At 69.1% G+C, this 13,301-nt stretch carries 11 protein-coding genes; 8 read left to right on the top strand and 3 right to left on the bottom strand.

All coding sequences use genetic code 11. The features are described 5' to 3' along the window. The first annotated feature begins 200 nt into the window (after positions 1–200). Positions 201–1,778, top strand: a complete 1,578-nt coding sequence (locus RYH80_RS02830; RefSeq protein WP_370902351.1) for a D-aminoacyl-tRNA deacylase — start codon at positions 201–203, stop codon at positions 1,776–1,778. Positions 1,779–1,811: 33 nt separating this feature from the next. On the opposite strand, the gene RYH80_RS02825 is transcribed toward RYH80_RS02830, so the two are convergent. Continuing rightward, entirely contained in the window at positions 1,812–2,792 is a 981-nt protein-coding gene (locus RYH80_RS02825) for a hypothetical protein (protein ID WP_370902350.1), read from the bottom strand. A 249-nt stretch (positions 2,793–3,041) separates the two neighbouring features. Between RYH80_RS02825 and RYH80_RS02820 the strand changes: the two genes are divergently transcribed. Genes RYH80_RS02820 through RYH80_RS02800 form a run of 5 tightly spaced genes read left to right on the top strand, consistent with a single transcriptional unit; the run spans position 3,042 to position 9,318 of the window. After that, a complete protein-coding gene (locus RYH80_RS02820) occupies positions 3,042–4,745 on the top strand; it encodes an ABC transporter substrate-binding protein (protein ID WP_370902349.1) in 1,704 nt (567 codons plus the stop codon). 58 nt (positions 4,746–4,803) lie between these two features. After that, positions 4,804–5,802: an ABC transporter permease gene (locus RYH80_RS02815; protein ID WP_370902348.1), complete on the top strand. Its 999-nt coding sequence runs from the start codon at positions 4,804–4,806 to the stop codon at positions 5,800–5,802. Positions 5,803–5,805: 3 nt separating this feature from the next. Continuing rightward, positions 5,806–6,822, top strand: coding sequence for an ABC transporter permease (locus tag RYH80_RS02810; RefSeq protein WP_370902347.1), 1,017 nt, complete (start codon positions 5,806–5,808; stop codon positions 6,820–6,822). Between the two features lie 4 nt (positions 6,823–6,826). After that, positions 6,827–7,996 carry an ABC transporter ATP-binding protein gene (locus RYH80_RS02805; protein WP_370902346.1) on the top strand — a complete coding sequence of 390 codons (1,170 nt, stop codon included), beginning with the start codon at positions 6,827–6,829 and terminating at the stop codon, positions 7,994–7,996. Beyond that, positions 7,993–9,318 (top strand): ABC transporter ATP-binding protein, encoded by a 1,326-nt coding sequence (locus RYH80_RS02800; protein WP_370902345.1) that lies wholly within the window; start codon positions 7,993–7,995, stop codon positions 9,316–9,318. Before RYH80_RS02805 ends, RYH80_RS02800 begins: the two co-directional genes overlap by 4 nt. Before the next feature lie 219 nt (positions 9,319–9,537). Here the strand turns inward: RYH80_RS02800 and RYH80_RS02795 are convergent, their stop codons facing one another. Beyond that, on the bottom strand, positions 9,538–10,074 hold the full coding sequence (locus tag RYH80_RS02795; protein WP_370902344.1) for a DUF7974 family protein: 537 nt from the start codon (positions 10,072–10,074) through the stop codon (positions 9,538–9,540). A 244-nt stretch (positions 10,075–10,318) separates the two neighbouring features. On the opposite strand from RYH80_RS02795, the gene RYH80_RS02790 reads away from it, so the two are divergent. Next, the gene (locus RYH80_RS02790; protein ID WP_370902343.1) at positions 10,319–11,488 is read left to right on the top strand and encodes a thiolase family protein; all 1,170 of its coding nucleotides are present in this window, start codon (positions 10,319–10,321) and stop codon (positions 11,486–11,488) included. Beyond that, positions 11,485–11,964, top strand: a complete 480-nt coding sequence (locus tag RYH80_RS02785; RefSeq protein ID WP_370902342.1) for a nucleic acid-binding protein — start codon at positions 11,485–11,487, stop codon at positions 11,962–11,964. The genes RYH80_RS02790 and RYH80_RS02785 overlap by 4 nt, the downstream gene beginning before the upstream one ends. 62 nt (positions 11,965–12,026) lie before the next feature. On the opposite strand, the gene RYH80_RS02780 is transcribed toward RYH80_RS02785, so the two are convergent. Continuing rightward, a complete protein-coding gene (locus RYH80_RS02780) occupies positions 12,027–13,196 on the bottom strand; it encodes a DUF7547 family protein (RefSeq protein ID WP_370902341.1) in 1,170 nt (389 codons plus the stop codon). Positions 13,197–13,301 lie beyond the last annotated feature (105 nt).

Here is a 13,301-nt window from a genome sequence, read left to right as displayed (position 1 = left end):
AACTCGTAGCGAACACCACCCAACTCGTAGCGAACACTGCACCGCTCGTGACGGAACACAACGCATACGCCGTCGCCGCCGCTCTGCTGGAGCATGCGGACAGGAGCACGCGACCGGAGACGGGCGCCGGTCGCGAGTGACACGGCGAGACGGGGTGTCGTGTGGTCGTGGACCGGCAGCGACCGACGGAGGTGTCCGGCGTGACCGACGCCGACTCGGACGTGGGCACGGAGACGACAGCGGGCCCGAGCGCGGGCGACCCGACGGGTCCCGTCGCCGTCGTCCGCTCGCGAGCGGACCGGGCTTCCGAGCACGTCTGTGAGCACCTGCTGGAACTCGGGGAGTGGGACCCACACCACGACGAGACGCGTTCGGACGCCGAAGGTGGCGGCACGTACCACCGCAGCACCGACACGACCGTGCCCATCGTCGTCAGGTCCGTCGACGCTCTCCACCTCGAGGTCGACGACCCGGCGAGCCACTTCGACGAGACCCCTCGCGTCGTCGTGTTCGCGTCGCGCCACTCCGGCGACACCGGACCACTGCTCACCTGTCACGTCACTGGGAACTTCGGTCCGGCGGAGTACGGTGGTGCGGACCGCTCGTTCGCCCCGGCGGCACCCGGCGTTCAGCGGGATCTCGTCGCCGCCTTCGACGCGTTCGCGCCGTCGGACTACGAGGTGGGCGTGGAGTGTACCCACCACGGCCCCACGGACGTGTCCGTGCCGTCGATCTTCGCAGAGTTGGGGAGCGACGAGCCAGAGTGGGACGACCCCGAGGGTGCGCGGGCGGTCGCGCGAGCGATCCACTCGCTCGGGACCGACGCCGTGACCGGTGCGCCGACGGCCGCGGCCGTGCCGGCCGACACGGAGCCGACCCGCTCCGAGGGAGAGCCTGGCGAACGCGGCGACGCACGCCACCTGTTCGGTGTCGGGGGCGGCCACTACGCGCCGCGGTTCGAGCGTGTGCTCCGGGAGACCGCGTGGGGTGTCGGCCACGTCGCCGCTCGCTGGCAACTCGACGAGTTGGGTGACACCGAGACACACGTCGCGACACTGGAGCGCGCGATGGCGGCCAGCGATGCGAGCGCCGTCCTGGTCGCGGAGGGTGGCGAGGCGGCGGGCGAGGCCCTCGCCGACCGCGGGTACCGGGTCGTGAGCGAGACGTGGGTCCGGGAGGTCGACGATCGCCCGCTCGGGCTGGTCGACGCGGTAGAGAGCGCCGTCTGTTCGGTCGACGAGGGACTGCGGTTCGGCGAGGCGACCGAGGCGGTCGTCGAGGCGGACGACGTGGCCGTCGACTGGGCAGAGCGTGTCCGTGTCTGCGAGTTGCCGACGGAGCTGCTCGCCGCCGCACGACGGGTCGACGCCGACGCCACTCGGGCGGTGGTGTTCGACCACGTCGTCGCCGTCGCGACTGTCGAGAACGGGAACCGTGCCGACTCGCCCGCGGCGCTTCCGGCCGACGGTGTCCAGTCCGCGGCCGACACCGACGAGGCGGTGTCGGAGGCTCCTCGTGACGACCGACCGGCCGCCTACGACGCGCTCGTCGACGAGTTGGTCGCGCTGCTGCGAGAGGCGTACGAACGCGTCGAGCGGACGGACGGCACGGTCCGAGCGGAACGTGTCGCCTTCGACCCAGCGCTGGCGCGGGAGGCGGGCGTTCCGGAGGGACCGGCATTCGGACGACTGTCGAACGACGAGTCGGTCGAGGTCGACGGTCGAACCGTCACTCCCGACGAAGTGCGGTCCCGCGAGACGGAGACGTTCGAGACCTGAGCGGAGAGGGTGGCACCCGGTTACTCGCCCTCGTCACCCGTCCGTCGCGGTGGTGGTCGCGTTCCCCGTCCCCGTCGCCGTCCCACTCGGGGTGGCGGTCGTCGTCGCGGTAGCGGTGGGGGTCGCGGTCTCGGCGCCCTCGTCGCGTTCGGCCGCTTGTGCGTCGGCGACCCACGCGGGTCGGGAGACGACGGTCTGGCCCAGATCCGAGACGACGAGTTCTCTGACGACGCGGTACCGACGGCCGTCTCGCACGAGGGTGTACCGCACCCGGAGGGTCTGGACGACACCCTCGCCGGTGACGGACGCGACGAGACTGGCGTTCTCGACGGCCTCCGACGGCGGGTCTGCGACGCGGCCCCGGAGCCGGAGCAGTGACGCGGTCCGACCGTCACTCCCCGTCTCGACGGGTGTCACGGTCACGTCGGAGACGCGACGGGTCGCACTCGCGACGAGGTTCACGCCGGTCGTGTCCGCACGCGGGCCCGGTGGGAGGGTCCCCGACCGGTAGCTGTACCGCACCGTCCCGTTCGGGAGCGTCCGACGCGACGCCGCCGCGGTCCCGTCCGTCCAGAAGCCGTACTCGCCCGTCGGGAGTCCGAACGCGACCGGGTCCGTCCCGCCCCCACTCCCCTCGAGGAGCACGTCGCCCGCTCGGTCCGACGCGGCGGCGATGGTCGTCCGTGTCCGCCCGACGACGGTCCCGTTCGGCCCCGTCACGGTGGTGATCCGCACCACGGTCCGCGAGGTCCGACGCAGCACCCGCCGGTGGCGGTCGGCCAACGCCTCCGGGTCCACGGCGTCGCGCGAGATCCCGCTCGGGAGCGTCTCCGCGAACGACGGGGTCGGCGTCGGCGACGGGGTGGCGGTCGGTGTCGGCGTCCCCTGGAGCGCCGGGTTCACCGTCTCCGCGTCACCGTCTCCACCCTCGCCACCGAGGACGCCGGCACATCCCGCAGTGACGACGAGTATCACCACCACCACCACCACCCGACCGGTGTGTGACAGTCGCACGCCCTTCACGAGTCGCCCGACGGGCAAAGATGTGGGGGGTCAGTGCGTCGACGGAGCGGCGGGTTCCCTGGCGGCTCCGCAGTGACGACTCGGCGTCTCCCCCCAGATCGTCGGGAGGCTGGCGCGTGTCGAACGGTGAAGACATCTCTCAGAACCACTTTCATTCGTCCGCTGTCGACGGGGACACCGTTCCGGAACCGAACCGATTATATACCAGGCGGCAAGCCTGTGGGATGAGTTACAGTACCAATGACAGACGACGCACGACGTCAGATCATGATGAACAGACGGCGCGCGCTGGCCAGCATCGGTGCGGTCGGCGCCGCGGGGCTCGCGGGCTGCTCCTCGCAGGGCGGTGAGTCGACCGAAGCGACCGAGACCAGCGGCGACGGCGGTGACGGTGGCGGCGAGGACACGCCGACGCCGACGCCGAAACAGCAGGCCAGCGGGACGCTGAAGTTCGGCCAGGCGAAGGCGCCGGTCGAACTCGACCCGATCACGCTCAACGACGTGCCGTCCTCGGAGGTCGCCGCGCAGGTGTTCTCCGGGCTGTACACGTACGACGAGCAGACCGCGCTGGTGCCGGACCTCGCGAAGGGGGACTTCGAGACCTCGAAGAAGTCCTCGGACGCGGCACCGGGGACGCGGTACACCGTCGAGATCAAGGAGGAGGCGACGTTCCACAACGGTGACCCGGTCACCGCGGAGGACGTGAAGTACACGCTCGAGGCTCCCGTCGAGGAGGAGACGGAGAACGCCGCGGGCGTGAACATGATCGACACGATCACCGCCATCGACGAGAAGACGGTCCAGATCGACCTGGACTTCCCGCTCGGCCCGTTCAAACACCGGCTCGCGCGACTCGTCGTCCCGAAGTCCGTCCGCGAGCAGGACAAGGAGGCGTTCAAGACGAATCCGGTCGGCTCGGGGCCGTTCAAGTTCGCCGAGTGGGAGCAGGGGTCGCTCGCCAAGGTCGAACGCTGGGACGACTACTGGGGCGAGCCGAAGGCGCTCGTCGAGGCCGTCGACTTCAAGCCCGTCAAGGAGTCGACGACCCGACTGACGACGCTCCAGAACGGCGACAACCAGATCGTCAAGAGCGTCCCGCCGAAGCTGTTCTCGACGGTGAAGAACCTCGAGACGGCGTCTATCCAGTCCGTGCCGGGGATCAGCTACTTCTACCTCGCGATGAACTGCAAGGAGGGTCCGACCTCCAGCAAGAAAGTGCGCGAGGCCATCGACTACACGTTCGACATGGACAAGGCCGTGTCGAACTTCGTCGAACCGGCCGGGAGTCGTCAGTACAGCCCGGTGCCGACCTCCATCGCGGAGACGTTCGACTTCCCGGTCGAGGAGTGGAAGCAGATTCCTCACGACAAGGACATCGAGAAGGCGAAGTCGATGTTCGACGAGGCGGGCGTGCCGACCGACTACAACTGGAAGATCATCGTGCCGCCGGACGACAAGCGTGAACAGATCGGCATCACCGTGAGCAACGGGCTCAAAGACGCCGGCTTCGAGAACGTCAGCGTCCAGCGTCTCGACTGGGGCGCGTTCCTCGACCGGTACATCACCGGGAAGGAGTCCGACTACAACATGTTCACCCTCGGGTGGGCCGGGCTGCCGGACCCCAACTCCTTCGCGTTCCCGCTGTTCGGGCGGACGGAGGACACGCTGGGTGTCACCAACGGGACCTACTACGGTGCCAACAGCCAGCGCGGGAAGGACGCCGCCGAGCAGTTCAAGCAGGCCCGTCAGAGTCCGGACCGCGAGGAACGGCGCCAGCTGTACATCGAGGGCTTCACGAAGGTGCTGGAGGACCGTGCGCACCTCGCCTCGTACAACCTGAAGAACACCTTCGGGGTGCGCGACGAGGTGAACGACTTCCTGGCACACCCGGTCGACCAGTTCCACCTCTCGTCGGGGACGAACAACGTCTCCCTCGACCAGTGACCTGACGCCTCGCCAACCGAACACACTTCACCTTCCATTTTGATACGCCACACGTAGCATGGGACGCGCAACGTACACGCTGCGACGTGTCCTGCAGGCCGTCCCCGTGCTGGTGGGTGTCGCCACGATCACGTTCTTCCTGATCGAGGCGATGCCCGGCGACCCGGTGCAGATCATGCTCGGGCCGTCGCCCAGTCAGCGGCAAGTCGAGGCCATCCGTGCGAAGTACGGGCTCGACGAGCCGCTGTGGGTCCGGTACGGAACCTTCCTGTGGGACGCCGCACGCCTCGAACTCGGCACCAGCCTCTACTACGGCCAGCCGGTCTCCGCCAAGATCATGCAACGGCTGCCCGTGACGCTGCTGCTACTGTTGAGCAGTTTCGCCTTCGCCCTCGTCACCGCGGTGCCGCTCGGTGTGATCTCGGCGAAGCGCCGCAACAAGCCGACCGACCACGTCTCGCGTGTGGTCGCGCTCTTGGGCGTCTCGACCCCGTCGTTCTGGATCGGGCTGATGCTCATCATCCTGTTCTCGTTCCACCTCGGGTGGCTCCCGTCGACGGACCTCGTCTTGCCGTGGGCCGCCCCCGCGAACGTCGACGGGGCGGAGACACGGGTAGAGGTGCTGACGAAGGCCGTCAAACACCTGATCTTGCCCACGCTGTCCCTGGGGACGCTCCAGATGGCGGCCCTGACGCGAATCGAGCGCTCCTCGATGCTCGAGGAGCTGAACCAGGAGTACGTCCGGTTGGCTCGTGCCTACGGGATCAAGGAGACCACCATCGTCCGGAAACACGCGTTCCGGAACGCCCAGTTGCCGCTGATCACCATCCTCGGCCTGCAGTTGACGCAGGCGATGGGTGGGGCGGTGTTGACGGAGACGGTGTTCTCCATCCCCGGGATGGGACGACTGATCATCACGGGGATTCAGAACCAGGACATCCCGCTCGTGATGGGGACGACGTTGGTGTTCGGTGTCGTGTTCGTGGTGGGCGTGATCCTCACGGACCTCTCGTACGCGTACATCGACCCGCGCGTCAGCTACGACGAGGCAGATTGACACATGAGTGACGACACACCAGAGACACGGTCGTCCGACTCGGACCCGGACCCCGCTGAGGTCGGCTCGTCGGGTGTCGAGGGGGAGCCGGAGGCCCGCGTCGGGCTCCGGTACACCCTCTCGCAACTGCGCGACGACCCGACGGCCGTCGCCGGACTACTGATCGTCGGGTTCATGACGATCGTGGCGACCGTCGCGACGATCGACAGTATCGTGCTCGGCTTCTTCGACGCGAAGTACGCACTGGCCAAGACCGTGTGGATGAGCCCGGTCGAGGAGACGGAAGGGTTCCTCCGTCCACCGGTGTACATCACGAACGGGCTCCACCCGCAGGACGCGGGGACCTGGGCACACCCGCTCGGGACGGACCACCGCGGGCGCGACATCCTCGCGCGGCTGTTCTACGGCACCCGGATCGCGATGACGGTCGGGCTGGTCGCGACCGGGATCGGGATGGTCCTCGGTACGATCGTCGGTGCCGTCGCCGGCTACTACGGCGGCTGGATCGACGACGCCCTGATGCGGGCCGCCGAGACGCTGTTCGCCATCCCGTTCCTGATCCTCGTGATCGCGTTCATGGTCGCGTTCGGGCGCGACCTGACGTTCGCGATGGTCGGGGTGGGGATCGCCTCGATCCCGACGTTCGCCCGCCTCATCCGGTCGCGTGTCCTCTCGGTGCGCGAGGAGGACTACATCGAGGCGGCACGCGCCGCCGGGGTGCGCGACCGCAACGTGATCTTGCGGCACCTGATCCCGAACAGCTTCGCACCCGTGTTGGTGCAGGCGACGCTGCAGGTCGGCGTCAACATCCTCATCGTCGCCGGGCTGTCGTTCCTCGGGTTCGGTGCCCAGCCGCCGACGCCGTCGTGGGGACAGATGCTGAACAACTCTCGCCAGTACATGTTGCCCAACGCGTGGTTCAGTCTCTGGCCCGGTGTCGCGATCCTGTTCACCGTGGTCGGGTTCAACCTCGTGGGCGACGGGCTGCGCGACGCACTCGACCCACGGATCGAGAACTGAATCTATGAGTGACACACTACTCGAAGTAGAGAATCTGAAGACGCAGTTCTTCACCGACGAGGGGACGGTCCGTGCGGTCGACGGCGTCTCCTTCACGGTGAACGAAGGAGAGACGGTCGGCCTCGTCGGCGAGTCCGGTGCCGGGAAGTCGGTCGCCAGCACCTCGATCACCCGTCTCGTGGAGAACCCCGGCGAGATCGTCGACGGGCGCGTCGTCTACGACGGCGACGTGTTGATCGACTTCGAGGAGACCCGCGACGGGGACCTGGAACCGACCGACGAGATGCTGAGCGAGCGGGAGATGCGCGAGCAGATCCGCGGCCGCGAGATCGCGATCATCTTCCAGGACCCGATGGAGTCGCTCAACCCCGTCTTCAAGGTGGGCGACCAGGTGCGGGAGTTCGTCGAGTTGAACCGCGACGTGTCCACGAGCGAGGCCCGCGAGATCGCCGTCGACACGCTCCGGGAGGTCGGTATCCCGGAGCCGGAGGTGCGGTACGACGAGTACCCACACCAGTTCTCCGGCGGGATGCGCCAGCGCGTGTTGATCGCGATGGCGCTGGCGTGTGAGCCGTCGCTGATCATCGCGGACGAGCCGACGACGGCACTGGACGTGACCGTCGAACGCCAGATCCTCGACCTGGTGGACGACCTCCAGGAGAAGTACGACACGGCGTTCGTCTGGGTCACCCACGACATGGGCGTCGTCGCGGAGATCTGCGACCGCGTCAACGTGATGTACCTCGGGGAGGTCGTGGAACGCGCCGACGTGGACGACCTGTTCTACGACACACACCACCCGTACACGGAGGCGCTGCTCAACTCCATCCCGCGGCCGGACGCGGAGGTGGGCCAACTGGAGCCGATCACGGGCGTGATGCCCGAGGCGATCAACCCGCCGTCGGGCTGTCGGTTCCACACCCGGTGTCCGGAGGCCCGGGAGGCATGTCGGCGCGTCCACCCGGAGTGGCAGGACGTCGCCGACGACGGCGACCCGCACTACGTCTCGTGTGTGAAGTTCGAAGACGTGGGGTACGACGACTCCGAACCGCTGGACACGGCCGCGACCGCGGCGTTCGGCGACGACCTCGTGTCGGGCCAGGGGCGCGACGAGGGGAGTCCCTCGGCGGCCGGCGACGACTCGGTCTCGACGGACGGAGGTGAGCGACCGTGAGCGAGGGGAACCCAGACACCGTGACCGGTCCGGACGCCTCGTTCGGCGACCCGCTCGTGGAACTCGACGGGTTGACGAAACACTTCAGCCAGTCGAGTGGCATCCTCGAGAGCCTGTTCCCGGACCCACCGGTGCGGGCGGTCGACGACGTGTCGTTCACCATCCGGAAGGGTGAGACGCTCGGGCTCGTCGGCGAGTCCGGTTGTGGGAAGTCGACGCTCGCGCGGACGGTGTTGCGGCTGCTGGACCCGACGGACGGCGCGGTGTACTTCCGTGGGGAGAACCTCGCGGAGATGTCCAGCGACCGGCTGCGCGAGCGCCGCGAGGAGATGCAGATGATCTTCCAGGACCCGCAGTCCTCGCTGGACCCGCGGATGAAGGTCGGGCCCATCATCGAGGAGCCGATGAAGGCACACGGGCTCTACCCGGACAACCGCGAGGAGCGGGCGCGCGAACTGCTGGAGAAGGTCGGGCTCGACCCGCAACACTACAACCGCTACCCCCACCAGTTCTCCGGGGGCCAGCGCCAGCGGATCAACCTCGCGCGTGCTCTCGCCGTCGACCCCGAGTTCGTCGTCTGTGACGAGCCGGTGTCGGCGCTGGACGTGTCGATCCAGGCGCAGGTGTTGAACACGATGCAGGAACTGCAAGACGAGTTCGGGCTGACGTACCTGTTCATCGCCCACGACCTGTCGGTGATCCGGCACATCTCCGACCGCGTGGCGGTGATGTACCTCGGCCAACTCGTCGAACTCGCGGACAAGCGGGAGCTGTTCGAGAACCCACAGCACCCGTACACGGAGGCGTTGCTGTCGTCGATCCCGGTGCCGGACCCGCGTGCGGAGGGGCGCGAGAGCGTGCTGGAGGGTGACGTGCCCTCGCCGATCGACCCGCCTTCGGGCTGTCGGTTCCGGACGCGGTGTCCGGAGTTGATCGCCCCGTCGCAGTACGACGTGGCCGACCACGAGTGGGACGCCGTCCGCGAGTTCACGCGGGCGGTCGACCGCCGGACCTTCGAGGTGGAGTCGACGACGGAGGTCCGCGACCGGTTCTTCCCGGACGGCACACCCGGCGGCGAGGCGGGGCGCCTCGTCGACGAGGCGATCCAGTCGGTCGCGGCCGACGAGTGGGACGACGCCGCGACGTTGCTGACGGAGTCGTTCGAGGACGAGAGTATCTGTGCGACGGAGCGGCCGGACTACGAGGTGTCTCCGGAGTTCGGGACGGACACACACTTCGCCGCCTGCCACCTCCACGCGGACGACGTGGCGGCCCCGGCCAGTGGAACCGCCGCCCGCGGCTCCGTCGCCGACGACGACTGAGCCGCTGCTCCTCTCACTCTCTCGCCGCTTCTCACTCCACGCTCCGCTCCTTCTCTCTTCGTCTCTCGGCGTTCTCCCTTCCTCGGCGACCCTCTCTCTCTCTCTTCGTCTCTCGGCATTCTCTCTCCCTCGGTGGCCCTCCCTCTCCCTCCGTCTCTCGGCGGTCCTCTCTCTTCGTCTCTCGGCATTCTCCCTCTCTCGGCGGTCCTCTCACGCTCCTCACCGCCGCACTAGGTCCAACGTCACACTGTCGCGGGCACACGGTGGCTCCGTCTGGATCGCGACGGAGAGCGTGTGGCGACCGGGGTCGGGTTCGACCCACCGGTGACGGGTGCCGCGGGTCCGTTCGAACAGTCCGTCCCAGGTGCGCGAGATCCGACGTGTCTCGCCCGCCTCCAGTGTCAGTTCGTTGCTCGTCTCGCTCCTTCGCCGCGGCTCGTCCGACGCCTCGACCTCGCCGTCGACGGCCCACTGCCACAACTGGAGTCGCGGCGTGGCGACACCGACCGGGGCCGGCAGGCGGTTGTCGATGGCGACGGTGAACTCGACCGGCTCGCCGACCGGCAGTCGGATCACCGACTCCGAGTCGGCGTCGTCGGCGGCGACGCGGGTCCCGTTCTCGACGTGCACGTCGACGGTGACGGCCCACCGAGCGACCGCGGCCGGCACCACCGCACCCAACGCCTCGGTGACCCAGTTCGTACTCTCGCCGACACCCGTCGGGTCCTCGTCGTCGCGTCCGTGCCGCGGCTGCATCACCCGACGCCACGACGCGGGCGGTCTTCGACCTGTCGGTCCACGGCGTCGGCGAGAGTCCAGCCGAGTCCACACAGTCCCACGATCCGCCCGTGGACTACTCCACGATCCGCCCGTGGACTACTCCGAGTGCGACACGTGTCGACACGGAGAGGGGCCACGTCGCCACCGGAACGACGGCCGTCGACACCGGCGACGACTCGCGTGGGAAACGGACAAGTTCGCGCCGCCCACTCGGGGGAGTGTGCACGATCAGACGGACGAGCGCGTGGCGGTGGTGGCCGCCTCGATGACCCAGTTCGGCGAGCGCGACGGCTGGGTGCGCGACCTGCTGGCGGAGGCGGGCCAGGCGTGCCTGGCCGACGCCGGCGTGTCGGGTGACGCGGTCGACCACCTCTACGTGTCGAACATGGCGAGTGGCGAGTTCGAGGGGCAGACCGGCATCCCGAACGCGCTGGCACACGACCTGGGTGCCGTGCCGGCGTACACCGCCCGGATCGACCAGACCTCCTCGTCGGGCGGTGCGGGGATCTACGCCGCATGGCAGTCGGTCGCGAGTGGCGCCAGCGACTGTACGCTCCTCGTCGGCGGCGAGAAGATGACCCACCGGACGACGGCGGAGGCGACGGACGTGATCGCCTCGCTCACGCACCCGGTCGAGTACAAACACGGCGTCACGCTCCCCTCCTTCGCCGGCCTCACGGCGCGGGCGTACTTGAAGACGTACGACGCGCCACGCGAGAGTCTCGCGGACGTGGCGGTGAAGAACCACGCGAACGGCGTCGACAACCCGAACGCACAGTTCCGCGAGGCCGTCGACCGCGAGACGGTCTTGGAGAGTCCGATCGTCGCGGACCCGCTGCGACTGTACGACTTCTGTCCGATCACGGACGGCTCCGCGGCGCTGTTGCTGGTGCCGGAGTCACGCGCGGCCGAGTTCGCCGACGAGTACGCCGTGATCTCGGGTGTCGCGGGCGCGACGGACACCCACGTCGTCCACGAGCGCGCGGACCCGACGACGATGGGTGCCGTCGTCGACTCCGGCGCGGCCGCCTACGAGATGGCCGACCGCGACCCCGAGGCGGTGGACGTGGCGGAGCTCCACGACATGTTCACCATCCTCGAGGTGTTGCAGTTCGAGGACCTCGGCTTCGCCGAGAAGGGCGAGGGGTGGCGCGCGGCCGCTGACGGGCGAACGGCTCGCGACGGCGATCTCCCGGTGAACACCTCCGGCGGGCTGAAGTCGAAGGGGCACCCACTGGGTGCCTCCGGCGTCGCGCAGGCGGTGGAGATCTACGAGCAGGTGCTCGGCGAGGCCGGCCCGCGGCAGGTGGACGCCGACGTGGGTCTGGCGTGTAACGTCGGCGGGTTCGGGAACTGTGTCACGACGACGATCCTGGAGGCCGCACGATGACCGACGACAGCCACGAGACACGGGACAGGGGAGACGGCGCAGCGAGTGCGAGTACGGGTGCGTCCGGGTCTGGAGACAGCGACGAGGCAGGAACATCAGACACCGACGAACCGATCTTCGCGGCCGCCGAGTACGCGGACGGGTCGATCACGTACCCGCCACACCCGGTGAGTCGCGACGGGGCCGAGCGGGTCGGGACGGTCGACTTACGCGAGTACACCGCCGAGGTGGTCACCTGGACCACCGCGACGGCGACCCCGCCCGGCGTCCGCCAGCCGAACCACCTCGCCATCGTCGCCTTCGACGTAGACGGCGAGGACGTGCGTGCGCTCGGGCAACTCACGACGGACGGCGTCGAGATCGGCGACGAGGTCGAGCCGGTGTACGCCGCCGAACTCCGCGACCCCGAGGCCGGCATCCGCGAGCCGGCGAGTCAGGAGTGGGACGGGTTCCGGTTCCGTCCCGTCGAGGACTGAGACGGTCTCTCCTTCGGTCACTCCGTCCGCACTGTCGGCCGTCGGTGCTCTGTCGTCGGCTCTCACGCGCCGGTGTCGTCACCGGCCGACCCGGCTCCGCGGTCGTCGGCTCCGCCGTCGGAGTGCGAGTCGTCGGCCGTGGAGTCGTCACCGTCTCCAGGCTCCTCGTCGTCTCCCATCTCGCGTTTGATCGACTGGAGTTCCGCCTCCACGTCCACCTCCGGCGCGTCGCCGGTCTCGTCGGCGTCCGCTCCGTCGCCTCGCTCCGCGTCGCGTGTGTCGCCACGCCCCTCACGATCGCCGCGCCTGTCGTCGGCGCTGCCACCACCGTCGCCCTCACTCCCGTCGTCTGGACCACCCACGTCGATGGTCACCGGCTCGTCGTCGCGGGACCGTCCGCCGCGGTCCCGGCGGCCACGACCCCCTCGCCGCCCGTCGTCACCGCGTCGCCCGCGGCTCCCGCGGTCCCGGTGGCCGCCGTCGCGTCGATCACCGCCACGCCCGCCGTCGCGATCGTCTCGTCTCTCCCCCTCCCGTCTGTCCCGAGCCTCGTCGGCCGTCGCCCGCGACTCGCGGACGCGCGACTCGATCTCGTCGGTCAACGCCCGCGCCTCGCTGACGATGTCGCGGGCCTCGCCGTCCTGCGGGAGATCCGTCTCCGACAGCGCCGTCCGGAGGTCGTCGAGTCGGCGGGTGAGCTGGTCCGTCGCCGCACTGCTCGCGTCCGTCACGACGCCGTCCAACGTCGACTGCCCGCTGTCGCGTCGCCGCCGCCGCGTGTCTCCGTCGTCCGGCGCGACGACGCCGACGACCTTCTGGAACAGCTCCAGCGCGGAGATGGTCGCCTCCAGTGTCGCGATCAGCGTCGGGATCGTGTACTCGTTCGTGAACCGCAACACGTCTCCGACGGACGGCGGATCGAACTGCGGGCCGTCGTCGCGACGCCGACGCCACCCGTCGTCCGATCGCCGGTCGTCGCGCGGTCGTCGGTCGTCACGTGGTCGCCGGTCGTCCGTTCGTGACCCCTCCCGGTCACCGCGCCGCTCCGTTCGCCGGTCGCCACCACGTCGAGTCGGTCGCCGATCTCGGTCACCTCGTCGTCCGTCGTCCGCTCCCCGTCTCTCGTCTCGCCGCTCTCCGCGACGGTCGCCCAGTTCCGTGCGGAGGTCCTCTAGCGTGGTCTCGAGGTCAGACAGCAGGGCTGCCAGATCCTCGTCGTCGCGGGAACTCATACCTCTGCGTTGACGGGCCGCTCCGATAAGCGTTGTTCGCAGTCTCGTGGTGTGTCCGGTCACCCCGTCGTGGGTCTCCCCGTGGTACACCCGCCCGTGCGCCGA

The sequence above is a fragment of the Halobaculum sp. MBLA0147 genome, assembly GCF_041361345.1.
Classification (GTDB): Archaea; Halobacteriota; Halobacteria; order Halobacteriales; family Haloferacaceae; genus JAHENP01.
Note: the sequence above shows the minus strand (reverse complement) of the source record. Positions and strands in the feature narration are given on the sequence as shown.

Bases quoted from the DNA above. Each gene is read 5' to 3' on its own strand.
- RYH80_RS02805 (WP_370902346.1), top strand. From the start codon at position 6,827: ATGAGTGACACACTACTCGAAGTAGAGAATCTGAAGACGCAGTTCTTC.
- RYH80_RS02780 (WP_370902341.1), bottom strand. From the start codon at position 13,196: ATGAGTTCCCGCGACGACGAGGATCTGGCAGCCCTGCTGTCTGACCTC.
- RYH80_RS02820 (WP_370902349.1), top strand. From the start codon at position 3,042: ATGACAGACGACGCACGACGTCAGATCATGATGAACAGACGGCGCGCG.
- RYH80_RS02810 (WP_370902347.1), top strand. From the start codon at position 5,806: ATGAGTGACGACACACCAGAGACACGGTCGTCCGACTCGGACCCGGAC.
- RYH80_RS02815 (WP_370902348.1), top strand. From the start codon at position 4,804: ATGGGACGCGCAACGTACACGCTGCGACGTGTCCTGCAGGCCGTCCCC.
- RYH80_RS02795 (WP_370902344.1), bottom strand. From the start codon at position 10,074: ATGCAGCCGCGGCACGGACGCGACGACGAGGACCCGACGGGTGTCGGC.
- RYH80_RS02785 (WP_370902342.1), top strand. From the start codon at position 11,485: ATGACCGACGACAGCCACGAGACACGGGACAGGGGAGACGGCGCAGCG.